Origin of the sequence: Streptomyces sp. NPDC050636, assembly GCF_040654775.1 — a bacterium.
In the GTDB taxonomy this organism is placed as follows: domain Bacteria; phylum Actinomycetota; class Actinomycetes; order Streptomycetales; family Streptomycetaceae; genus Streptomyces.
In genome coordinates, this window is the sequence record NZ_JBFAIP010000058.1 from 18,876 (window position 1) to 42,986 (window position 24,111).

The 24,111-nt window shown below is 70.7% G+C and carries 13 protein-coding genes; all 13 read left to right on the plus strand.

What is annotated here, in order from left to right; all coding sequences use genetic code 11:
• Positions 1 to 5: 5 nt before the first annotated feature.
• The 13 genes from AB0I10_RS29335 to AB0I10_RS29395 all read left to right on the plus strand — a co-directional run bounded on the left by AB0I10_RS29335 (position 6) and on the right by AB0I10_RS29395 (position 23,975).
• Positions 6 to 857, plus strand: a complete 852-nt coding sequence (locus AB0I10_RS29335; RefSeq protein WP_363155672.1) for a siderophore-interacting protein — start codon at positions 6 to 8, stop codon at positions 855 to 857.
• Between the two features lie 136 nt (positions 858 to 993).
• Positions 994 to 2,496, plus strand: a complete 1,503-nt coding sequence (locus tag AB0I10_RS29340; protein ID WP_363155673.1) for an MFS transporter — start codon at positions 994 to 996, stop codon at positions 2,494 to 2,496.
• Between the two features lie 634 nt (positions 2,497 to 3,130).
• Positions 3,131 to 3,370, plus strand: a complete 240-nt coding sequence (locus AB0I10_RS29345; RefSeq protein ID WP_363155674.1) for a phosphopantetheine-binding protein — start codon at positions 3,131 to 3,133, stop codon at positions 3,368 to 3,370.
• 58 nt (positions 3,371 to 3,428) lie between these two features.
• On the plus strand, positions 3,429 to 3,635 hold the full coding sequence (locus AB0I10_RS29350; RefSeq protein WP_363155675.1) for an MbtH family protein: 207 nt from the start codon (positions 3,429 to 3,431) through the stop codon (positions 3,633 to 3,635).
• Positions 3,635 to 4,978 (plus strand): lysine N(6)-hydroxylase/L-ornithine N(5)-oxygenase family protein, encoded by a 1,344-nt coding sequence (locus tag AB0I10_RS29355; RefSeq protein ID WP_363155676.1) that lies wholly within the window; start codon positions 3,635 to 3,637, stop codon positions 4,976 to 4,978. The genes AB0I10_RS29350 and AB0I10_RS29355 overlap by 1 nt, the downstream gene beginning before the upstream one ends.
• 2 nt (positions 4,979 to 4,980) lie before the next feature.
• Positions 4,981 to 5,781 carry an alpha/beta fold hydrolase gene (locus AB0I10_RS29360; protein WP_363155677.1) on the plus strand — a complete coding sequence of 267 codons (801 nt, stop codon included), beginning with the start codon at positions 4,981 to 4,983 and terminating at the stop codon, positions 5,779 to 5,781.
• 41 nt (positions 5,782 to 5,822) lie between these two features.
• Entirely contained in the window at positions 5,823 to 9,101 is a 3,279-nt protein-coding gene (locus AB0I10_RS29365) for an amino acid adenylation domain-containing protein (protein WP_363155678.1), read from the plus strand.
• Between the two features lie 72 nt (positions 9,102 to 9,173).
• The gene (locus AB0I10_RS29370) at positions 9,174 to 13,775 is read left to right on the plus strand and encodes an amino acid adenylation domain-containing protein (RefSeq protein ID WP_363155679.1); all 4,602 of its coding nucleotides are present in this window, start codon (positions 9,174 to 9,176) and stop codon (positions 13,773 to 13,775) included.
• A gap of 70 nt (positions 13,776 to 13,845) precedes the next feature.
• The gene (locus AB0I10_RS29375; protein ID WP_363155680.1) at positions 13,846 to 15,282 is read left to right on the plus strand and encodes an aldehyde dehydrogenase family protein; all 1,437 of its coding nucleotides are present in this window, start codon (positions 13,846 to 13,848) and stop codon (positions 15,280 to 15,282) included.
• The gene (locus AB0I10_RS29380; RefSeq protein ID WP_363155681.1) at positions 15,275 to 20,038 is read left to right on the plus strand and encodes an amino acid adenylation domain-containing protein; all 4,764 of its coding nucleotides are present in this window, start codon (positions 15,275 to 15,277) and stop codon (positions 20,036 to 20,038) included. The genes AB0I10_RS29375 and AB0I10_RS29380 overlap by 8 nt, the downstream gene beginning before the upstream one ends.
• A 90-nt stretch (positions 20,039 to 20,128) precedes the next feature.
• A complete protein-coding gene (gene ddaH / locus AB0I10_RS29385; protein ID WP_363155682.1) occupies positions 20,129 to 20,959 on the plus strand; it encodes a dimethylargininase in 831 nt (276 codons plus the stop codon).
• Between the two features lie 56 nt (positions 20,960 to 21,015).
• Entirely contained in the window at positions 21,016 to 22,626 is a 1,611-nt protein-coding gene (locus tag AB0I10_RS29390; RefSeq protein WP_363155683.1) for an AMP-binding protein, read from the plus strand.
• 20 nt (positions 22,627 to 22,646) lie between these two features.
• A complete protein-coding gene (locus AB0I10_RS29395; protein WP_363155684.1) occupies positions 22,647 to 23,975 on the plus strand; it encodes a salicylate synthase in 1,329 nt (442 codons plus the stop codon).
• Positions 23,976 to 24,111 lie beyond the last annotated feature (136 nt).

Sequence of the window (24,111 nt, forward strand, 5' to 3'; positions counted from 1 at the left end):
TTCTCATGGCGCGAGTCGATGGGAGCGCCCGCAGACGGCGCGAAGTCCCGGAGATCCGCACGTACTTGGCCACCGTGCTCAGGGTGGCCGCGCTGACCCCGAGGATGCTGCGGTTGACCGTGGGCGGTCCGGGGCTGCGCGGTTTCGAAGCCGGCCGGCGGGCCGAAGAACGCATCAAGCTCTTCTTTCCCCCGGAGGGGCACACGGCGCCCGCACTGCCGGAGATCGGGCCCGAAGGGGTGCGCTTCCCCCCGGGAGCCCCGCTGCCGCATGCCCGCAACTACACCGTGCGCCGCTTCGACCCGGCCGGCCCCGAACTGGACATCGACTTCGTGGTGCACGGAGACGGCCGGGCCTCGAACTGGGCGCGGCAGGCCACACCCGGCGCGTTGCTGGGCATAGCCGGGCCGACCGGTGGATCCCTGCCGTCGGAGGCCGCCGATCTGCATCTGATAGCCGGTGACGAGACCGCGCTGCCGGCGATCGCCTCGCTGCTGGAGCGGCTCCCGAGCGGTGCCCGTGCCCAGGTGATCGCGGAGGTCGGCGACGCGGCCGACCGGCAGCAGCTGGAGTGGGCGCCGGGCGCCATGGTCTCCGTGCAGTGGGTGTACCGCGCGCCCGGGGCGTGGGTCACCCCGACTCCGTTGGAGCGCGCCGTACGCGCGTTTTCGTGGCCGGCGGGCGTGGTGCACGCCTGGGTGGCGGGTGAGGCTGCCGCGGTGCGCGATATCCGCCGGTACCTGCGCGACGAACGGAAGTTGGGCCGCGAAGAGCTGCATGCGTCCGGCTACTGGCGCTACGGCAAAACCGTGGAGGAGTGGGTGCAGGGGGAAGGCGAGCCTGCCGCGGAGTACTGATCCATCCGGATACGCAGACCGGGGCGCGGCCGACGCGCTCCACCGGTCCGACGACCGTCGGGCCCGGCCGCTGGAAGCCAGGCGCGGTACGCGCCGCCGGCCGACGGCCGGTACATGACCAACTTACGGCCCGTACATGACCAACTTAGGGGCGGGAATGCAGAAAGAAGGAGCGGCGGAGAAGTCCTCCGTCCGGCTCGGCTGGGTGCTGTCGGTTGTGGTGGCAGTCCAATTCATGGTGACGCTGGATGCCTCCGTGGTGAACGTGGCGCTTCCCGCGGTACGCGCGGATCTCGGCTTCAGCGAAGCGGGACTGCTGTGGGTGGTGAACGCCTACACCCTGGTGTTCGGCGGGTTCCTGCTCCTGGGCGGCCGGGCCGCGGACCTCTTCGGGCGGCGCCGGGTGCTCTGGCTCGGTCTTGGCCTCTTCGGCCTGGCGAGCTTTTTGGGCGGGCTGGTACAGGAGCCGTCGCAACTGGTGGTGGCCCGCGCGGTGCAGGGGCTGGGTGCGGCGGTGCTCGCACCGGTGGCACTGACGATCGTCACCACGACCTTCCCCGAAGGCGCACAGCGCACCAAGGCGCTGGCGCTGTGGAGCGTGGCGGGTGCCTCCGGCGGTGCGGCCGGTGTGCTGATCGGCGGTGTGCTGACCGACTACCTCAACTGGCGTTGGGTGCTGCTGATCAACGTTCCGATCGTGCTGTTCGCGGCGCTCGGGGGCAAGGAGGTGCCCGATGGAAGGCCGGAACAGCGCTCCGGGCTCGACCTCATCGGCGCACTGCTGGCCACGACGGGGCTGGCGGCCCTGGTCTACGGCGTGGTCCGCGTCGGCAACGACAGCCTGACGTCCGGGGCGACGCTCGGCTTCCTCGGCGCCGGCATCGTGCTCCTCACGGCCTTCGTTCTGTACGAGGCCAAGGGCGCCCGCCAACCCCTCGTCCAGCTGCGGCTGTTCGCACACCGCTCGGTGAGCGGGGCCAACTTGGCCATGCTCCTCCTGGCGTCCGGACAGTTCGCCAGTTTCTACTTCGTCTCGCTCTACCTCCAGCAGGTGCTGCACTTCACGCCCGCTGCGGCAGGTCTGGCCTTCCTGCCGTTCTGCGTCGGTTTCACCGCCGCGGCCATGCTTTCCGGCCGGGTGCTCGCACGTACCGGTCCCCGGCTGCTGGTCGTCGCCGGGACACTGATCGGTGCGCTGGGGCTGGCGTGGTTCAGCCGGATCTCCACGGACGGCAGCTTCCTGGCGAACATCCTCGGACCCTCGCTGGTCGCCAGCTTCGGTATCGGCGCCTGCTTCGTCCCGCTGGCCAACGCGGCCACCGGCAACGTACTCCCGCAGGACGCCGGTATGGCATCCGGCCTGCTGAACAGCGGTCAGCAGGTGGGTGGTTCGCTGGGGCTCGCGGTCACCGTCAGTGTGGCCACCAGCCACACCGCCTCGCTCGCCGGCGACAGCAAGCCGACGCTGGCGGCGCTCAACGGTGGCTACGGCGCGGCGCTGCTCGCCGGTGCCGGACTGCTGGTACTGGCAGCGCTGGTCGCGCTGATCCTCCCTGGCCGTCAGTCGGCTGAGTCCGCCGAGTCCGCCCCCGCGGAGCCCGATGAACTGCCGGAGCAGAGGATCACGCAGCCGTCCTGACGTTTCGGGCAGGTGGCTCGTTGGTGTGGGGGCGAGGCCGAGAACCATGGCCTCGCCCCCAAGCTGCTGCCTGCACCGGGTTCCGATGTAAGGGCCGCATCATCGTGTGGCCCCTGACCTGCATGAATGCAGCGGGTCGGCGCATCGGTCCGCCGATGGCTTTCCGGTAAAAGCTATATGCGTAAAGTAATGTGACATGGGTCACCCCTTATTCGGTTGATGGGCTGATCGGGCTGTTGTTAGGTTGTCCTTGCCTGACCAGCACGAATCGGGGGATCACCGAGGGGGATTTATTTATGTGCGGGGAATTTTTTTACTGTCCGGGGATTGAGCGTGCGCTCTCCCTGCTTCGGTAGTCGTATCGTCGCGCCGAATTTCTGACCTACGCTGCGGCTAACTCTCACTTTCATCGGCATTATTGCCGATTTCTGGTTGTTTCGTCGACCCAACTATTTCCGATTCATTTCCGGCCTCTGTATTGGCGACCCGTGCGGTCGCCGCTGACTCAAGGTCGGTTGACGGAATTGACTAATTGTTGCCGGTTTGCCCGGTCGTGGGGCGCTGTATCGTGCCTCGAAAAATCAACCACAATGTTCCTGGGCAGAGCTCTGCCAGAAATTCAGAAGGAGCAGCAGTGCCGGAAATAAATCCTTTGACGATGGATTCCATCAAATCCAATGTGGCGGACATACTGGGGCTGAGTGCCGCAGAAATAGGCGACGACGACAACCTCTTGGTGGCGGGTCTCGATTCCATTCGTATGATGACCCTGTCTGCTCGATGGCGGGAGAGCGGAGTCGAGGTGTCCTTTGCGGACCTGGCTCGGAAACCCACCGTGCGCAGCTGGTCCGAGCTGCTCGGGGCCGTCGCCTAGGGCAATTTCCAGGCCTGTGCGCAGGAACGGGCCGCCAGCTACGGGATAAGGGAGCAGCATGCCGAACCCTTTCGAGGACGATGACGGGACCTTTTTCGTCCTGATTAATTCCGAAGGCCAGCAGTCGATCTGGCCGGAATTTGTGGAAGTGCCGGACGGGTGGTCCGTCGCATATGGGCCGGTGGCCCGTGCGGCCGCACTCGATTACGTCGAAGAACGCTGGACCGACATGCGTCCGAATAGCCTTAAGGAAGTAGAGCTGTAATGGTCGATCCTCTTGCTCTGGATGAAGCGGTCCTGGATGTCGTCGGGTTAGGCTACGGGCCGTCCAATCTCGCCCTCGCGGTGGCACTTGCCGAGCACAATGCCGGCGCCCCGGGGAATGCTCAGCTCACCTCCTGTTTCTTTGAGAAGCAGCCTGCTTTCGGCTGGCACCGCGGCATGCTCATCGATGACACCACCTTGCAGGTCTCGTTCCTCAAGGACCTGGTCACCATGCGGAATCCGACCAGCGAGTACAGCTTCCTGGCGTACCTCCAGAGCAAGGGCCGACTGGCGGACTTCATCAATCACAAGATGCTGTTCCCCTCCAGGGTGGAATTTCACGACTACCTGGAATGGGTTGCGGACAGCTTCAAGGAAAATGTGGAGTACCACTGCGAGGTGGTCGACATCCGTCCGGTCGAGGAGGACGGTGAGATCACCTGCTTCGAGGTCGAGGCCCATGACCGGAGCAACCCCGGCACGTCGATGGTCCGGCGGGCCCGCAACGTGGTGATGGCCGGCGGCCTGCAGCCGAACCTCCCCGAGGGCGCGCAGCTGAGCGACCGGGTCTGGCACAACCATGAACTGCTCGACCGTCTGCAGCAGTTGACCGGGGGAGAGGCCCGCAGCTTCACCGTGATCGGCGCCGGGCAGAGCGCCGCCGAGACCGTCGAGTATCTGCACCGCACGCAGCCCGAGGCCGAGATCCACGCGGTGTTCGCGCGCTACGGCTATGCGCCGGCCGACGACAGCTCGTTCGTCAACCGCATCTTCGACCCTGAAGCGGTGGACCACTTCTACCGGTCGCCCGAGGACGTCAAGCAGATGCTGCTCGACTACCACCGCAGCACCAACTACTCCGTGGTCGACCTGGAGTTGATCGACGAGCTCTACCGCCGTCTGTACCAGGAGCGGGTGACCGGCCGCGAGCGGCTGCGCGTACACAACATCTCCCGGCTCGTCGACGCGTGCACCGTCAACGACTCCGTGCGGGCCACCATGGAATTCCTGCCGACCGGCGAGCGCACCGTCATGGACACCGACTACCTCGTCTACGCGACGGGCTACCGGCCGCTGGACGTCCTGAAGACCCTCGGAACCGTCGCTCCGTACTGCCACACCGACGACAGCGGCAGGGTACGGGTGCGCCGGGACTACCGCGTCGAGACCGACGACGCCGTGCGCGCCGGCATCTTCCTCCAGGGGCCCACCGAGCACACCCACGGCATCACTTCAAGCCTGCTGTCCAACACGGCGGTCCGGGTCGGTGAGATCGTCCGCTCCATCGCCGGCGGTCCGCACGACATGGACCAGGCCCCGGCGTACGCCGCCGCCAAGGTCTGAGCATGCTGCTGTCAGCAACGGGGGACGCGCCCGCCACCCCGTGGATCAGGAACTACGGCGCGCGCACCACGCCGAGAACCCGCCTGGTGTGCTTCGCGCACTCCGGCGGCGGGGCGAGCTTCTTCCGGAACTGGGCAACGGGACTCCCCGACGACTGCCAGCTCTGGGCGATCCAGTACCCGGGCCGCGAAGACCGGCTCGACGAGCCCTTTCTCCCTGACATGGGTGCCCTCGCCACGGCCATCACGGGCCGGCTGGCCCGGTGCCAGGACCTCCCCCTGGTGCTGTTCGGACACAGTATGGGAGCGTCCGTCGCCTACGAGGTCGCCCGGCGGATGGCGTTCCGCGCACCGGGCACCGTACGGCACCTGATCGTCTCCGGCCGCATGGCGCCGCATCGTCAACCGGTCATTCCCGCGAGCGAGATGACCCATCTGCGAAGCGATCAGGAGATCGTGGACCGGCTCACCGCACTCGGCGGCAGCCTTCCCGGCGTCCTGGACGACCCTGACCTGCGCGCCCTCGTGCTGCCCGCAGTACGCAACGACTACCGACTCATCGAGAGCTATCACGCCCGGCCCGGCCCGCTGCTGCCGATCGCCATCACCGCGCTGACCGGGGATGCGGACGACGGCGTACGGCCGGAGGACGTGCGGGCCTGGGAGCAGTCGGGCAGTGGTGACTTCACTTTCCGGTCCTTCCCCGGCGGTCACTTCTACCTGATACGGCGCCGGGCCGACGTGACCGAGGAGATCTCCCGGGTGCTGCGGTCCACGACCGTGGCCGGCCCGGCCTCCCTCTGATGCGGTGAACAGCACAGCAGACCAGTGAAAGGTGATCCAGCGTGAGCATCGGACTCCCCCGGTTGGCCCACGATCCGGAGGCGCGCTTCGAGCCGTTTCCGCTGACCGACACCCAGCAGGCGTATCTGCTCGGCCGCACCGACGTGTTCGAGCTGGGCAATGTCTCCACCCACGCCTACTACGAGTTCGAGGGCGAACTCGACGTGCCGCGCTTCATCGCGGTGTGGGAGCGGCTGATGGCCCGGCACGACGTGCTGCGCCTGAGCATCGACCCGGAGCTCGGCGAGCAGCGGGTACTCCCCGAGGCGCCCCCCGTGCCGATCGAGCTGATCGACCTCCGGCAGGGCGATATGGCCGAAGCGGACCGGGTGCGCGAGGAGATCCGGGAGCGGATGTCGCACCGGGTGCTCCCGGTGGACGGCAGCCCGCTGTTCGGCATCGTGATCTGCCGACTGCCCGGCGGACTGCTCAGGATCCACATCGACTTCGATGCGCTGATCCTCGACTACCTCAGCTGGAAGCTGCTGCTGGCCGACCTCTCCGTGCTCTACGCCGACCCCGACGCCCAGTTACCCGAACTGGAGCTCACCTTTCGGGACTATGTTCTTGCCGAGGCGGCGCTGCCGGAGACCGAGCGCTACCAGAAGTCGCTGGAGTACTGGACCCGCCGGCTGCCCGGCCTCCCCGCCTCGCCCCGCCTTCCGCTGGTCAGGGAACCCGCCGAGGTGACTCACCCGAGGTTCGTGGGCCGCCGTGGCCGCATGGACGCCGAGCGCTGGGAACGGCTGCGGATACGGGCAGCCGAAGGCGGCCTGACGCCCACCGGCCTGGCTCTGGCGGCCTTCGCCGAAGTGCTCGGTACCTGGAGCGACAGCGCGCACTTCACCCTCAACGTGCCGCGGATGAACCGGATGCCGCTGCACCCCCAGGCCGATGCCATCCTCGGCGAGTTCGCCTCCTTCTCCCTGCTGGAGGTGGACAACCGGCACTCGGACAGCTTCGCCGCCCGCGCGGGCCGGATCCAGGAGCAGGGCTGGCACGACCTGTCCCACCAGGAGGTGAGCGGCGTACGGCTGCTGCGCGAGCTGGCGCGGGTGCAGGGCGGCGGGCACGGCGCCCGGATGCCGACCGTCCTGACCAGCACCATCGGGCTGCGGGGCGGCGAGAAGCCGCTGCTCGGGGGCCACCTGAGGGAACTCCGCACCATCTCCCAGACCCCGCAGGTCTATCTGGACGTACAGATCGACGAACACGACGGTGAGCTGTTCGTCAACTGGGACGCGGTGGACGAGCTCTTCCCGCCGGGCCTGATGGACGCGATGTTCGACGCCTTCTGGTCGCTCCTGGAGCTGCTGGAGGAGAACGCCGACTCCTGGCATGCCCTGGAGCCGCTGACCCTGCTCGACGGCGCTGTCCGGGCGGAGACCGCCGGTCCCGACAAGTCCGTTCCGGACGTCCTGGTGCAGCACTTCTTCGAGGCCCGGGTGGCGACATGTCCTGAGCGCCCCGCGGTGATCACCTCGCAAACGACCCTGACGTACGCGGAGTTGTACGCCCGCGCCAACCAGGTGGCGCACTGGCTGAGGGACCGCGGCGCCGCCCCGGACCGGCCGGTCGCCATCGCCATGGACAAGGGCTGGGAACAGCTCGCCGCGGCCTTCGGTGTGCTCCTCTCCGGTGCCCCCTACGTTCCCCTCGATCCGCGCCAGCCCGCCTCCCGTCTGCACGGCATCCTGCGCAGGACCGGAGCCGATCTGCTGCTGACCCAGTCCGGGCTGGACGAGCGCCTGCGGGTGCCCGACGCCATACGGGTACTCCGGGTCGACACCGAGCTGAACCCGACGCTGAGCGCCGAGCCGCTGCCGGCGGTCCAAGGGCCGGACGACCTCGCCTACGTCCTGTTCACCTCGGGTTCGACGGGCGAACCCAAGGGCGCGATGATCCGGCACCGCGGAATGGTCAACGCCGTACAGGCGACGATCGACGAGTTCGGCGTCGGCGAGGGCGACACCTGCCTGGCGGTGACCGCACTGCACCACGACATGTCCACGTTCGACATCTTCGGCGTGCTGGGGGCCGGCGGCACCGTGGTCGTCCCCGATGCGGACCGTGCCCAGGACCCGGCACACTGGGCCGAGTTGATCGCCGCACACGGAGTGACCCTGTGGAACTCCGTGCCCGCGATGATGGAGATGCTGCTGGAGGAGACCGCCACCTCGGCGCGCCCGATCGACTCGCTGCGCCTGGTCCTGCTGGGCGGCGACTGGATTCCGCTCTACGTCCCCGCCGACCTCGCCAAGGTGGCCGAGGGCGTACGCGTGGTCAGCGTCGGCGGGCCGACCGAGACGACGCTGTGGAACATCTGGCACCCGATCGACGGCATCGACCCCCAGTGGCGCAGCATCCCGTACGGCAAGCCGATCGCCAACACCCGCTACTACCTCCTGGCGGACGGGCTGCGCGGACGTCCGGACGGTGTGACGGGGGAGATGTACTGCGCGGGTCCGGGTGTCGCCGCGGGATACTGGGACGACCCGGACCGTACGGCCGACGCCTTCCGCCGGCACCCCGTCACCGGCGAGCGTCTCTACCGCACCGGTGACCTGGGCCGCTTCCTTCCGGACGGCAGCATCGAGTTCGCCGGCCGCGCCGACTCCCAGGTCAAGATACGCGGGCAGCGCGTCGAACTGGGCGAGGTCGAGGCGGCGTTGGGCGCACACCCCGCGGTGGCCTCGGCGGTGGCGGTGGCCCTCGGCCGGCCGACCGGCAGCGGGTACCGGGGCCTCGCGGCCTTCGTCACCCTCCACCAGGGCCAGCCGCGCCCCGCGGCCGAGGAGATCCGCGACTCACTGACCTCGCAGCTGCCCGCGTACATGGTCCCGGCCTCCCTGCACGTACTGGACCGCTTCCCGCTGACCGCCAACGGCAAGGTGGACCGCCGCGCCCTGGCGGAAGGACACGAGACCGCCGAACGGGAGGAGACCGCGTCCGCGGGCACAGCGGCGCCCCGCACCCATCTGGAGCGGGCCATCGCGCTCGTCTGGGAGCGGGTGCTGGGGGCCGAGAAGATCGGCGCGCACGACGACTTCTTCGCGCGCGGCGGCGACTCGCTGCTGGCCACCCGGGTCGTCAGCCGGCTGCGGGAGGCCCTGGAGGTACCGGACCTGACGGTGCGTTCGGTCCTGACCGGTCCGACCGTCGCCCAACTGGCGGCCGACCTCGCCGGACGGGAGAGCGACCCCGCCGGTCTGGAGCTGGTCGCCGAGGTCTTCCTGGAGATCGAGGGCATGACGGCGGCGGAGATCGACGCCGAACTCTGACCGACCAGCACACGGGGCGCACGGCAGCACGGACGACCGGTCCGTCCAGCACGGGAACGAGGGGGAAGAAACATGACGAAGCAGTCGGGCATCGAGGACATCTGGCCGCTGGCGCCCTTGCAGCAAGGGTTCCTGTTCCAGGCGCTCTTCGACGAGCAGGCCCAGGACGTCTACACCATGCAGCTCGTTCTGGAGCTGCGCGGACCGCTGGCGCCCGAGGTGCTGCGCCGGTCGGCCGAGGCACTGCTGCGCCGCCATCCGAATCTGCGCGCCGGATTCTGGAACGAGCAGGTGGCACGCCCGGTCCAGGTCGTTCCCCGGGAGTTCCGGCTGCCGTGGCGGGAGACGGACCTGACCGGCCTGCCGTCCGCCGAGCAGGAGGCGGCGCGCAAGCGTGTCCTGGACGAGGACCGGCAGGAGCGCTTCGACCTCGCCAAGCCGCCGCTGCTGCGCTTCCGGCTGCTCCGGCTCGGTGAGTCGCTGCACCACCTCGTCATCCACGCCCACCACATCCTCCTCGACGGCTGGTCGATCCCGCTGCTGGTCCGTGAGCTGTCGGAGCTCTACGCCCGGGACGGCCGCGCGGAGGGCATGCCGCGGCCGCACCCGTACCGCGACCACCTGGCCTGGCTGGCGCGGCAGTCCACCGAGCAGGCCGAGGCCGCCTGGCGCGAGGCGCTGTCCGGACTGAGCGGCCCGACGCTGCTGTTCGGCCCGGACCGGACCCGTGAGCCGCAGTTTCCGCAGAAGCTCACCGCCACGCTGAGCGAAGAGACGACGGCGCGGCTCGGCGGCTGGGCGCGCGAGCGGAACCTGACCCTGAACACCGTCGTGCAAGGACTGTGGGCCGTCCTGCTCGGCAGGCTGACCGGCAGTCAGGACGTGGTCTTCGGCGCGTCCGTCTCCGGCCGCCCGGCGGAACTGCCCGGCGTCGAGTCGATGATCGGGCTGTTCATCAACACCTTGCCGGTACGGGTGCGGCTGCGCCCTGACGAGCCGCTGGGCGGTCTGCTCGAACGGATCCAGCAGGAGCAGGCCCGGCTGCGGCCCCACCATCACCTCGGCCTGGCCGACGTACAGCGGGCCGCGGGCACCGGCGAGCTGTTCGACACCCTGATCGTCTTCGAGAACGCCCCGCTGGTCTCCGAGAGCCTGGAACGCGGGCACACCGCCGACAAGGTCGAGGTCAAGGGGCTCGACAACCACGACGCCACGCACTATCCGGTGACGCTCGTCCCGCTTCTCGTGCACGGCCGGATGCACCTGGGGTTCGAGTACCAGCCGGGCGTGCTGGCCGAGCCGGCGGCCACCGCCCTTCTCGACCGCTTCCTCCGGCTGATCGACGCGCTCCTGGACGACGCCGAACGCCCGGTGGGACGGCTGGACATCCTCGGTGTGCAGGAGCGGCGCACCATCCTTCGGGACTGGAACGACACCTCGTTCGAGGTCCGCGAGCAGACCCTGCCCGACCTGTTCGCCGAACAGGTTGCCGCCGCCCCCAGCCACCCGGCCATCGCCTTCGACGGCACCGAGCTGACCTTCGCCGAGCTCGACGACCGCGCCAACCGGCTCGCCCACTGGCTCATCCGCCAGGGCGTCGGCACCGAGGACATCGTCGCCCTCGCGTTGCCGCGCTCCCTGGACATCGTCATCGCGCTGCTGGCCGTACAGAAGGCCGGCGCCGCCTACGTGCCCATCGACCCCGAATACCCCGCCTCCCGCATCACCTACATGCTGGCCGACGCCCGGCCCAAGCTGCTGCTGACCTGCGCCGAGGTGTTGGACGGGGCGCTGCGCAAGTCGGCGGGCACGGTGCCGACCACCGCCCTCGACACCGTCCAACTGGCCGCCGCGCTACGCGAGATGCCCGCCACCGCCCCGACCGACGCCGAGCGGCTGCGCCCCCTGCTGCCGCACCACCCCGCGTACGTCATCTACACCTCGGGCTCCACCGGCGACCCCAAGGGCGTGGTCACCGTCCACCAGAACGTCATCAGCCTCTTCGCCAACCACCAGCGGCAGGTCTACGGGCCGGCCGCCGAGGCTGCCGGGCGCCGGCTGCGGGTGGGCCACGGCTGGTCGTTCTCCTTCGACGCCTCCTGGCAGCCGCTGCTGGCCCTCTTCGCCGGGCACACCATCGAGATCCTGGACGAGGACACCCGGCGCGACCCGCAGCGTCAGCTGGACTGGCTGCGCGCGCGGCAGATCGACTTCATCGAGGTCTCGCCGTCCTTCTACGGACAGCTGTCCGCCGCGGGACTCGTCACCGGCCGGCGCAGCCCGCTGGCCGGGCTCGGCGTGGGCGGCGAGGCCGTTCCGCAGGCCATCTGGGACGAGCTGCGCGATCTGACGACCACCCGCGGCTACAACTTCTACGGTCCCACCGAATGCACCGTGGACTCCGTGGTCGCCGAGGTGGGCGACAGTCCCACCCCGGTCATCGGCCGCCCCATCGGGAACATCCGCGCCTACGTCCTGGACGACTTCCTCAACCCCGTGCCGCCGGGCGTCGACGGCGAGCTCTACCTCGCCGGCAACGGGCTCGCCCGCGGCTATCTGCGCAGGCCCGGGGTGAGTGCGTCCCGCTTCGTCGCGGACCCGTTCGGCGCGTCCGGCACCCGGATGTACCGCACCGGCGACGTGGTGCGCTGGACCCCCGAGGGACAACTGGACTTCTCCGGCCGCACCGACCACCAGGTCAAGATCCGCGGCTTCCGGGTCGAGCTGGGCGAGGTGGAGACCGCGCTCGGTGCCCACCCCGACGTCGCCCAGTGCGCCGTCGTCGTCCGCGAGGACCGCCCCGGCGTCAAGCGGCTGGTCGGCTATGCCGTGCCGGTACCGGGTACAGAGCTGGACCCGGCCGGGCTGCGCGCCCACCTGACCGGCGCGCTGCCCGACTACATGGTCCCCGCCGCCCTGGTGCCGCTGCCCGAACTCCCCCTGACCACCCACGGAAAGCTCGACCGGGCCGCGCTGCCCGTCCCGGCCGCCACCGCCACCAGCACCTCCCGTCCCCCGCGCACCGAGCCGGAACGCGCCCTGTGCACGCTGGTCGCCGAACTCCTGGGACTGCCCGCCGTCGGCCCTGAGGACAACTTCTTCGAGCTGGGCGGCGACAGCATCGTTTCCATCCAACTCACCGGACGTGCACGCGCGTTGGGCCTCGCCATCTCACCCAAGGACGTCTTCGCCGCCGCCTCGATCGCCGACCTGGCCATTGCCGCGTCCGCCACCACGGGGGCCGGGGCACCGGCCGACGACACCGGTACGGGCCAGCTGCCGCCGACGCCCATCATGCGGTGGCTGACCGGCACCGGCGGCCCCATCGACCGCTACGCACAGGGCAACCTGCTCCGGCTGCCCTTCGACCTCACCCACGACGCGCTGGTCACCGCCGTCCAGGCGCTCCTGGACCGGCACGACGTGCTGCGCACCCGCTTCACCTGGACGCCCGGCAGCAACACCGCCGACTTCGAGGTACGTCCGGCCGGATCCGTGGTGGCGAGCGACATCGTGCACCGCGTGGACGCCACCGGCCGCACCCCGCAGGAGGCACGCCGCGCCCTGGCCGCCGCGTACGACGCCGCGCTCACCCGGTTCGCCCCGGCCGACGGTGTGGTCCTCCAGGTCATCTGGTGCGACACCGGCGAACGGGACCGCGACCGGCTGCTCGTCCTGGGCCACCACCTCGTCGTCGACGGCGTGTCCTGGCGGATCCTGCTGCCCGACCTTTCGGCGGCCTGCCGCGCGGCCCTGGCCGGGGACACCCCCGACCCCGCACCCGTACCCACCTCCTTCCGCCGCTGGGCCCAGGCCCTCCCTGCGGAGGCCCGCCGGCCCGAGCGGGCCGCCGAACTCGCCCTGTGGAGAGAGGTGTTGGACGGCGGCGACCCGCTGCTGACCAACCGGCCGCTCGACGCGGCGCGCGACACCGTGGGAACCCTGCGGCACGTCACCCGGACCCTTCCCGCGCGGCAGACCGCGCCCCTGCTGGCCGACGCCCCTGCCACCCACGGCACCGGCGTGAACGAGGTGCTGCTCTCGGCGCTGGCACTTGCCGTGGCCGCCTGGCGCACCCGCCGCGGCGCCACCGGAGAGGACCGCTCCGTACTCGTCGCCCTGGAGAGCCACGGCCGCGAGGAGCAACTGCTGCCCGGTGCCGACCTCTCGCGCACCGTGGGCTGGTTCACCGGCGTCTACCCCGTACGCCTCGACCCCGGCCCCGTCGACCTGGACCGGGCGCTGGACGGCGGCGGCGAACTGACCGACGTGGTCAAGCGGGTCGGCGAACACCTGCGGGCCGTGCCGGACAACGGCATCGGCTACGGACTCCTGCGTCACCTCAACCCCGCGACGGGCGAGCTGCTGGCCCAACTCCCGGTTCCACAGATCGAGTTCAACTATCTGGGGCGGTTCACCACCGGCGAGACGGCCGCCGCGGAGTTCGCCATCGCCGACGAACAGGCCGACTTCAGCGACGCAGCAGACCCCGGAATGCCGGTCACCTACAGCCTCGATGTCAACGCCTACACCCTCAATCGTCCCGACGGACCCGAACTCCACGTGCGCTGGTCCTGGCCCGAAGCGCTGCTCGCCGAAACGGACGTCGAAGCGCTGGCCGACCTCTGGTTCCAGGCGCTGCACGCGATCACCGTCCAGGCAACCCGGCGGTAGCACACGCCCGCCCCGCCCGTCTTCGCAGTCCGATCCACGTCCGTACTGCGCCTCTCGCAGGAGTTGAACCATGGTCACCGAAACCGTACGAGCGGCGGTGCGGCGCGCCCGCGTCGCCCAGGAAGAGTTCGCCACATGGTCCCAGCAACAGGTCGACGACGTCGTCGCGGCCGTCGGCTGGCAGTTCTACCAGGAGGACACCGCCCGCGAGCTCGCCCTGCTCAGCGAGCGTGAGACCGGCCTCGGCGACCGCGAGCACCTCTGTGCGCTGCAACGTCGCAGGGTCCTCGGCATTCTGCGGGACCTGCACGGCATGCCCACGGTCGGCGTCGTCGAGGACCTCCCCGAGCTGGGCCTGGTGAAGCTCGCCAAGCCGCTGGGAGTGATCGCCGCGGCCAGTCCGGCCACCGCCCCCGCACCGGGTCTGATCTGCAACGCCCTACCGATCCTCAAGACCCGCAACGCGGCGGTTTTCACCCCCAACCCCCGAGCGCACCGCACCGCGCAGCGGACGGTCGAGTTGATGCGGGACGCGCTGGACTCGGTGGGTGCGCCCCGGGACCTGGTGCAGTGCCTGGAAGTGACGGGCCGTCAGGCGGCCGTGGAGCTCATGCGGGCGGCGGACCACATCGTCGCGGTGGGCGGCACGGGAACCGTACGGCGTGCGTACGAGAGCGGAACCCCCGCCATCGGCGCGGGTGAGGGAAACCCGACGGTCATCGTCGATGAGACGGCGGACCTGGCCGACGCCGCGGAGAAGGTGGCGTTCGGGGCCGGCTACAACAACGGGACGTCCTGCTCCTCGGAGAGCAACGTACTGGTGCACTCCTCGGTGGCCGACCGCTTCCGCAGCGAACTGGTCCGGCACGGCGTGCACCTGTGCTCGGAGGAGGAGACCCGGCGGATCCGCGGCGTGCTGTGGTCCGAGGACGGCAAACTCGACCGCGACATGGTCGGCCGCCCGGCCACCTCGATCGCCGAACGGGCCGGGGTCGCCCTCGCAGATCCGGACAAGGCCACCGTGCTCGCCCTGACCGGCACCGACCCCGAGCGCGACGACCCCATCCTGCGGGAGAAGATCGCTCCACTGGTCACCCTGCTCACCTACGACAGCTTCGACCACGCCGTGCACCTCGTCCAGACCCTCTCGGACCGGTGCGGCCGGGGCCACAGCTGCGCCATCCACAGCACCCGCGCCGACCGGGTGATGCAGCTCGCGGAGACGATCACCACCTGCCGGGTGGTGGTCAACCAGTCGACGATGACCAACACCGGCAGCTTCGCCAGCGGCGTGCCCTTCACCACCACGCTCTCCAGCGGCAGTTGGGGAGGCACCAGTGTCTCAGGCAACATCACCTGGCGGCACTTCCTCAACTACACCCTCATCTCGCGCCCGATCCCGGAGTCGCTGCCGGACGAGCGCCTGATCTTCGGCAAATTCTGGGGCACCGCTCAGCAGCAGCCCGCCGCCGGTACGCACGAGGAAGGCGCCCCGTTCCTTGTCTGAACAGCCCGAGAACCAGAGCCACGACACCGACCGGATCGCCGCGAAGAAGAAGGAACTGCTGCGCCGCAAGCTCGCCGAACGCGGGCTGGCAGCACGCGGTGGCACCGGGCCCGGCCACGCTTCCGGTACGCCGGACGCCCGGCGCACGCCCACGCTCTCCTCCGCTCAACGGCGGATGTGGGCCCTCCAGAAGCTCGCCCCCGAAGCCGCCGCCTACAACCTGTGCATCGCCTTCCACATCGAAGGCCACCTGGACATCACGGCCCTGGAGGCGGCCCTGTCGGATGTGCAACGCCGGCACGAGGTGCTGCACACCGTCTACCGCGAGACCGCGGACGGCACCGTGACGCCCGAGGCCGTCACCGACCCGGCGCTGCCGCTGACCCTGGCGGACCTCCGCGGCACACCCGCCGACGAGCGCGCCGCCGCGGCGGACCACCATGCCGCCGAACTCGGCAGGCAGCCCTTCGACCTGGCCGTCGAGCCGCCGCTGCGCGCCGCGCTGCTGCGCACCGGCGACACGGACCATGTCCTCGTGCTCGTCGCGCACCACATCGCGCTGGACGAGGGCAGCTGGAACGTCCTCTTCGGCGAGCTCGCCGAGTCCTACCGGCGACGGACCACCGACGGTGGCGCGCCGGTGCCACCCCCGCAGGCCCAGTACGCGGACTTCGCCACGTGGGAACAGGAACGGAACACCGACACCTGGACCGCGCGCCAACTCGATTACTGGCGAAGCCGGTTGACGCCCTGGCCGGAGCCGACCGCACTGCCCACCGACTTCCCGCGCCCCGCCACCCCCGCCGAGGACGGCGCGACGCACGCCAGGCCGCTGGGCCCCGACATGGCCGCGCGAGTCCGCGACCTGGCCCGCGAGCAGCGGGTCACCCCCTTCATGGTGCTGCTCGCCGCCGCGGCGGTCCTGCTCGGACGCCGCACCGGAAGCCGGGACATCGCCCTGGGCACGCCGGCCATGAACCGTGACCGCACCGAGTTCGAGAACCTCATCGGCAACTTCGACAACACGCTGCTGCTGCGCGTCGGCCTGGCCGGTGACCCCAGCTTCCACGAGGTGCTGGAACGGGTACGCACGGTCTGCACGGACGGCTACGAGCACCAGCAACTGCCCTTCGAAAGCGTCCTCCAGGAGCTGCGGCCGCACCGCACCTCCAGCCGGAACACCCCCTTCGACGTGATGTTCCTGCTGCGCACCGACACCTTCCGCGAGTTCACCCTGCCGGGGGTGCGGGTGACTCCGCGCCCGGTCTCCAACGGCACCAGCCAGTTCGAACTGACCCTGGCCGCCGTGGTCGCCGGCGACGAGCTCGCCCTGGAGGCGACCTACCGCACGGACCTGTTCCGGCACGAGACCATCGAGGCGCTGCTGGCACAGCTGGAACAGCTGCTGACCGACCTCGTGCGCCACCCGGAACAGCCGGTCCGCGCGGCGTCCCTCCTCACACCGGACGAGCGCGAAAAGGTACTCGTCAAGTGGAACGACACCACCCACCAGGTACCCGACGGACCGCTGGGCACGCTCTTCGCGGCCCAGGCCGGGCGGACGCCCGACCGGACAGCCCTGGTCTTCGGCCAGGAAACACTCACCTACGCCGAGCTCAACGCCCGCGCCAACCAACTCGCCCGGCTCCTCATCGGCCTGGGCGCGGGGCCGGAGTCCGTGATCGGCCTCGCCCTGCGGCGCTCCGTCGACATGGTCGTGGGCCTGCTGGCCGTACTGAAGGCAGGCGCCGCCTACCTGCCCCTGGACCCGGACTACCCGGCCGAACGCCTGGAACTGATCCATCGTGACGCCGCCCCGGGCCTGCTCCTGACCACCTCGGACGTGGCGGCCGCCCTGCCCGACGCCGAGACCACCCGGCATGTCCTGCTGGACGACCCGGCGGTGCAGGTCCGGCTCGCCCGGCAAGGGACGACCGACCCGCACCTCACCGGGCTCACCCCCGACAGCCCTGCGTACGTCATCTACACCTCCGGCTCCACCGGCACCCCCAAGGGCGTCGTCGGACTGCACAAGGGTCTGGTCAACCGCCTGACGTGGTTCCACCGGCGCTACCCCTGGCACCCCGATGCCCCGGTGTGCGCGAAGACCTCCCTGAGCTTCCTCGACGGCACCAGTGAGCTGCTGGGACCGCTGCTGCACGGCGGCACCGTCGTGCTCGCCGATCAGATCGCCGCCAAGAGCCCGGTCGACCTCGGCGCCCTCATCCAGCGGCACGGCGCGGCCCGGATCACCGTGGTACCCAGCCTGCTCTCGGCCATCCTGGAACTCGACGACAGCGACCGCTCCCGCTTCGCCGGCTGCGACCTGTGGATCAGCAGCGGCGAGGCCCTCCCCGCGGCCGTGGCCGAACGCTTCGCCGAAGTCTTCCCGCACGCCCGGTTGCTGAACTTCTACGGCTCCTCGGAAGCCAGCGCGGACAGCCTGTACACGGAGGTCGACGGCGCGGACCCGGCACTCGACGGACCGCTGTGGAACACCCGGGCCCACGTCCTCGACGCCGATCTCCAGCCGGTGCCGAGCGCAGGAGTCGGCGAGCTCTACATCGCCGGTGACGGAATCGCCCGTGGCTACCTGCGCCGCCCCCGGCTGACCGCGCAGCGTTTCGTCCCGGACCCGTACGGGCCGCCCGGCAGCCGCATGTACCGCACCGGTGATCTGGTACGCCGAAGGGCCGACGGCGCCCTGGGATACGCCGGGCGGGCCGACGACCAGGTCAAGATCCGGGGCTTCCGGATCGAACCCGGTGAGATCGAGACCCTGCTCCTGGAACGCGCGGACATCGCCGAGGCCGCCGTGGTGGCCCGGACCGACGGTGCCGGCGGTACCGCCCTGGTCGCCTACGCGGTGCCCGAGCCGCAGGCGGAGCGGAACGGCCGGACGCCGGACGGGCCGGAGCTGCGCGCACACATCGCCGCCCGGTTGCCGGACTACATGGTCCCCGCCGCCACGGTCCTGGTCGACGCACTCCCGCGGACCCCCAGCGGAAAGCTGGACCGACGGGCACTGCCGGCACCCGACTTCAGCGCCGCCGTGGGCGACGACAAGCCGAGCACCCCGGAAGAGGAACTGCTCGCCGGGCTGTTCGCGCAGGTACTGGGCCTGCCGGCGGTCGGGATGCGGGACAGGTTCTTCGAGCTCGGCGGCGACAGCATTCTGTCCATCCAGCTGGCGAGCCGGGCCAAGGCCGCGGGGCTGCCCATCTCACCGTGGGACATCTTCCAGCACCCCACCCCGGCCGGTCTCGCGGCGTTGGCGGCAGCCGCGGCCGCGCCGGACAACCCGGACGGGAGCACCGCACCCGTGCCGCTGACCCCCACCGTACGTCGGCTGACCGACGCCGGGGCAGGCGCGCCGCGCCCTTGGTCGGCACTGCTGCGGCTGCCCGTGGGGACGACCCGCGAACGCCTCACCGAGGTGCTGCAAGGCCTGCTCGACCGGCACGACATCCTGCGGTCCGTGCCGGACGGCACAGGGCTGCGGATCCGGCGTACCGGAGGAGCGCGCGCCGCATCCCTGCTGACCTCGGTCGACGTCGAGCCGACCGCCGAAGCGTTCGGGGAATCCGTACGCCGTCAGCGGGACGCGGCACAGGAGCGGCTCGCCCCCCGCCGCGGCGTACTCCTCGACGCGGCCTGGTGGGAGGGCGGGGCGCATGCCCAGGGCCGGCTGCTGCTCAGCGTCCACCCGATGGCCGCCGACGCTGACTCCTGGCGCATTCTGCTCGCCGACCTGGCCGCGCTGGGCCGGGGGAGCGGCCACGACACCACCCCCGCCGCGTACGCGGGTTGGGCGCGGGAGCACGAACGCGTGCTGCGCCGGGCCGAGGACACGGCGCGGGCTCACTGGCAGGCCGTGTTGTCCGGGCCCGACGCGTTCAGGGATCTCTGGGGTCCGGCCACCGCGCCCCGGGTCACCCGGACCGTGGAACTCGCCGACGGCCCTACGACGGCCGCGCTGGACCGCATCGCCGGGAGATTCCACGCGGACCTCGCCGAAGTCCTGCTGACCGGGCTCGCGTTGGCGACGCTCCGGCGGTGCGAGGAGCGCACCTCCGACGTGTCCGACGGCGTGCGGGTCGAGCTGACCCGCTCGGGCCGGGACGCCGCGGTGCTGTCCGGTTGGACGGCGAACGGCACCGAACCCGCCGGCTGCGTCGGGCGGTTCGACATCCGGCTCGCCGTGCGGTTCGGCACTGACCACGCACACCAGGATCCCGGCGCACTGCTCAAGCGCGTCAAGGAGGACGCCCGCCGGACAACCGCGGAGAGCCTGGGGTACGACGCGCTGGACGGCCGGTTCCCCGCCCCCGGCCTGCACTTCGTACACCACGACACACTGATCGACACCGACACCGACACCGACACCGACACCGACACCGACACCGACACCGACACCGACTGGTCGACGCTGCCGTGCGCCGACCTGGCCGAGGGCCCGGACGTCCAGCCGGGCGCCTCGCCCGGCGGTCCGGCCCCGGCAGCCCTGGAGCTGTGCACCTACCGCTCCTCGGCCGGCGGCACGCCCCTGCTGCGCCTGATGTGCACCTGGCCGACGGGGCCCGGAGCAGAGCGGGAGGTGGCGGCACTGAGCGAAGAGTGGGTGCGTGCGCTGCACACGCTGGCGGACCACCTGGACCGTGACGGTGCGGGCGGCCACACCCCCTCCGACTTCGCTCTCGTCTCGCTCGACGCCGACGCGCTCGCCGCGCTCGAAGCGAACTTCCCTGCCCTTTGACACGCCGGACCGCGGCCACGAGCCGCAACTCCGGCCCGCCCCGCCACCCCTGGTGCGGGCCCACCCGATCCGACCCATAGGAGAACAGGCATGACCGCCTCCGCCACCCGTACCGCGCGACCCCGCCGCTACCTCATGTGCCGCCCCACGCACTTCCGGGTCGACTACTCGATCAACCCCTGGATGGACCCGACGAAGCCGGTGGACACCGCGCTCGCGGTCGCCCAGTGGGAGCAACTCCGGTCGCTCTACCTTGAGTTGGGTCACACCGTCGAACTGATCGAGCCGCTCGCCGACTACCCCGACATGGTGTACGCGGCCAACGGCGCGACCGTCGTCGACGGCAAGGTGCTCGGCGCCCGCTTCCGCAACCCGGAGCGGGCCGGCGAGGGCCCCGCCTACCTGGACTGGTTCCGCGCCCACGGATACCAGGAACTGCACGACCCGGTACACGTCAACGAGGGCGAGGGCGACTTCCTCGTCACGGACAACCGGGTGCTGGCCGGCAAGGGATTCCGCAGCACGCCCGAATCACACGCCGAGGCCCAGGAGTTCTGGGGCCGCCCCGTCGTGAGCCTCGACCTGGTCGACGAGCGCTACTACCACCTGGACACCGCCCTCGCGGTGCTCGACGGCGACGAGGTGATGTACAACCCGGCGGCGTTCACCCCGGAGAGCAGGACCGTCCTGGAAGAGCTCTTCCCCGGGGCGATCCTGGCGGAGCCGTCGCAGGCCGCGGTCTTCGGGCTCAACGCGGTGAGCGACGGGAAGCACGTGGTCCTGCCGGAGGCTGCCACCGGCCTGGCCGCCCAGCTGCGCGAGCGCGGCTACGAGCCGATCGGCATCGACCTCACCGAACTCCTCAAGGGCGGTGGCAGCGTCAAGTGCTGCACCCTCGAACTCCGCCCGGCTGCCGCCTGAGCCCGGCCGGCCTCCCCTCACCCCCCTTTAAGGCACCGATCCCTTAAGGAGCAGAAATGCTCGATGGCTGTGTCCCTTGGCCCGAGTCGCTGGCGCACGAGTACCGGGCCAGGGGCTACTGGAACGACGAGACGCTCGGCAGATGGCCCGCCCCGGAGCCCGGCCGCGCCGAACGGATCGCCCTGCGCACCGCCGACCGCACCATGACCTACGCGGAGCTGGACCTGGCCGCCGACCGCCTCGCCGCCGGGCTGCGCGCCCGAGGTCTGGCCGCCGGCGACCGTGTCGTGGTCCAACTCCCCAACGTGGCCGAGTTCGTGGTGCTCTCCTGCGCACTGTTCCGGATGGGCGCCCTGCCGGTCTTCGCCCTCCCGGCGCACCGCGGCGCGGAGATCGTCCACCTCGTGGAGGTCTCCGGCGCGTTGGCCTACGTATGCCCGGACGAACTGCTCGGCTTCGACTACCGTGCGCTCGCCGCCGAGGTCCAAGGCCGCACCGACACACTCCGGCACGTCCTGGTGGCCGGTGACCCGGGCCCGTACACCGCCCTGGCGGACGTGGACGCGGACCCCGAGCACCTGCCGGCTCCCGACCCGCACGACGTGGCGCTCTTCCTGCTGTCCGGCGGGACGACCGGCAAGCCCAAGCTCATCCCGCGGACGCATGCGGACTACGCGTACCAGCTGCGGCAGAGCGCCCGACTGTGCGGAGTCGGGCCGGACAGCACGTACTTGGTGGCGCTCCCCGCCGCCCACAACTTCGCGCTGGCCTGCCCCGGCGTGCTGGGCACCCTGCGGGTGGGCGGCACGGTGGCGCTCGCGGCATCGCCGTCACCGGAGGACTGTTTCCCGCTGCTGGCCCGCAGCCATGACACCGTGACCTCCCTGGTCCCGCCGCTCGTCCCGCTGTGGCTGGAGATCGCCAAGATCACCTCGCACGATCTCTCCGGCCTCAAGCTGCTCCAGGTCGGCGGCTCACGGCTGGACCCCGTCACCGCCGCGCGGGTGGCACCCGAACTCGGCTGCACCCTGCAGCAGGTCTACGGACTCGCCGAGGGGCTGCTGAACTTCACCCGGCTCGACGACCCCGCCGAGGTCGTCGTCCAGACCCAGGGACGCCCGCTCTCGCCCGGCGACGAGATCCGGATCGTCGACGAAAGCGGCGTCGATGTCGCGCCGGGACAGCCCGGTGAACTCCTGGCCAGGGGCCCGTACACCCTGCGCGGCTACTACCGCGCGGCCGAGGGCAACCGCACCCGCTTCACCGCGGACGGCTTCTTCCGTACCGGCGACGTGGTGCGGCTCACCCCCTCCGGCAACCTCGCCGTCGTCGGACGCCTCAACGATGTGATCAACCGCGGCGGGGAGAAGGTCCCGGCCGAAGAGGTCGAGGGGCATCTGCTCGCCGACCCCCGCATCCGGGTGGCGGCGGTCATCGGCCTGCCCGACCCGTACATGGGCGAGCAGACCTGTGCCTGCATCGTTCCGCAGGACCCCGCGGACCCGCCCACGCTCGAAGAGGTGCACGCCGCTCTGCGTGCCCGCGGCCTGGCCGCGTACAAACTGCCCGACCGCCTGGAGTCCTTCTCCGCGCTGCCGTTGACCGGTGTCGGCAAGGTCGACAAACGGTCCCTCACCGGCCTCGTGCTCCAGAGCCTCGCGGTCTGACTCAGCTGAAAGGAATCGCCATGCCGAACCGATACCACACGATGAAGGCAGCGGCCGCCGGCGACCGGCACGCCGTCGCGGCCCAGCTGGCCGCCTCCCAGCAGTTCGACAGCCATGTCGTCTACGAGACCCCCGAGGGGCTGTCGATAGCCCTGGGCACCCACTCCGAACTCCGCCTGAACCAGCGCACCGCTCGCGTGGTGAGCGGGGGCGAGGTCACCGAGACCGAGTGGCACGGCGATCCACTCGAACCGGTGCGGAGTTTCCTGCGGGATGTGGACCTCGACGACTGGCGGGTCTACGGCTGGTGCGCCTTCGAACTCGCCTACGCCATTTCCGGCAACCCGGCCGGCAGCGCGGACGCCTCGGACCAGGTGCTCGCGCACCTGATGGTGCCGCACACCGAAGTCCGCCTCCACGACGGCTACACGCTGATCCGCAGCCTGGACCCGGATGCTCTCGGCGCTGTTGCCGACGCGCTGTCCGAGCCGGCGGACCTCGGCGGCCCCACCGCCCCCCGCGCCGACGTGGACCTGGAAGCCTCCGCCGCCGAGTACTCCCGGGCCGTCCTGGCGGCCATCGAGGACATCAACGACGGACGGCTGCAGAAGGTGGTGCTCTCCCGCCTGGTGCCGGTCGCCGAGGAGCTCGACTTCCCGGCGACGTATGTGGCCGGCCGGCGTGCCAACACCCCGGCGCGCTCCTTCCTCCTGCACCTGGACGGCCTCAGGGCCGTGGGCTTCAGCCCGGAGACCGTCGTGGAGGTCACCAGTGAGGGCCAGGTCACCACTCAGCCACTGGCCGGTACACGGCGGCGAACCGGCGACGCGGCCACCGACCGGCAACTGCGTGAGGATCTGCTCAGCGACGCCAAGGAGCTGCACGAGCACGCCATTTCGGTGAAGGTCGCGGTGGACGAGCTCATGGGTCCCTGCAAGCCGGACACCGTCGTCGTACAGGACTACATGCGCATCGCGGAGCGGGGCAAGGTGCAGCACCTCGCCTCCCGGGTGGTGGGCCGGCTTCCCGAGGGCGGCAGCTCCTGGGACGCCTTCGCGGCGGCCTTCCCCGCTGTGACCGCCTCCGGAGTGCCCAAGCACGCGGCGTACGACCTCATACGCCGTGACGAGCCGGTTCGCGGCCCCTACGCGGGCACCGTCATGACCGTCGACGCGGACGGTTCGATGGACGCGGCGCTGGTACTGCGCACCGTCTTCTCCCGTGACGGCGAGACCTGGCTGCGGGCCGGCGCCGGCGTCGTCGGGAACTCCCGCCCGGAACGCGAACTGGAGGAGACCCGGGAGAAGTTGCGCAGCGTCTCCGGCGACCTCGTCCGGCGCGTCTCCTGACAGAATCAGGTCGCATTCCGCTTCAAGGAAGGTCAGCCATGACCCGGAATTCCCGCCCACACCCCGGCGGGGATTACGGGCGGGGCCGCTCGGGAGAGAACACCAAGCACCAGGTCGGGGCAGGCCGCCCCACCCC

Coding starts and splice junctions, on each gene's coding strand:
- AB0I10_RS29390 (WP_363155683.1), top strand. CDS start 21,016: ATGCTCGATGGCTGTGTCCCTTGGCCCGAGTCGCTGGCGCACGAGTAC.
- AB0I10_RS29335 (WP_363155672.1), top strand. CDS start 6: ATGGCGCGAGTCGATGGGAGCGCCCGCAGACGGCGCGAAGTCCCGGAG.
- AB0I10_RS29355 (WP_363155676.1), top strand. CDS start 3,635: ATGGTCGATCCTCTTGCTCTGGATGAAGCGGTCCTGGATGTCGTCGGG.
- AB0I10_RS29360 (WP_363155677.1), top strand. CDS start 4,981: ATGCTGCTGTCAGCAACGGGGGACGCGCCCGCCACCCCGTGGATCAGG.
- AB0I10_RS29375 (WP_363155680.1), top strand. CDS start 13,846: ATGGTCACCGAAACCGTACGAGCGGCGGTGCGGCGCGCCCGCGTCGCC.
- AB0I10_RS29340 (WP_363155673.1), top strand. CDS start 994: ATGACCAACTTAGGGGCGGGAATGCAGAAAGAAGGAGCGGCGGAGAAG.
- AB0I10_RS29350 (WP_363155675.1), top strand. CDS start 3,429: ATGCCGAACCCTTTCGAGGACGATGACGGGACCTTTTTCGTCCTGATT.
- AB0I10_RS29395 (WP_363155684.1), top strand. CDS start 22,647: ATGCCGAACCGATACCACACGATGAAGGCAGCGGCCGCCGGCGACCGG.
- ddaH (WP_363155682.1), top strand. CDS start 20,129: ATGACCGCCTCCGCCACCCGTACCGCGCGACCCCGCCGCTACCTCATG.
- AB0I10_RS29370 (WP_363155679.1), top strand. CDS start 9,174: ATGACGAAGCAGTCGGGCATCGAGGACATCTGGCCGCTGGCGCCCTTG.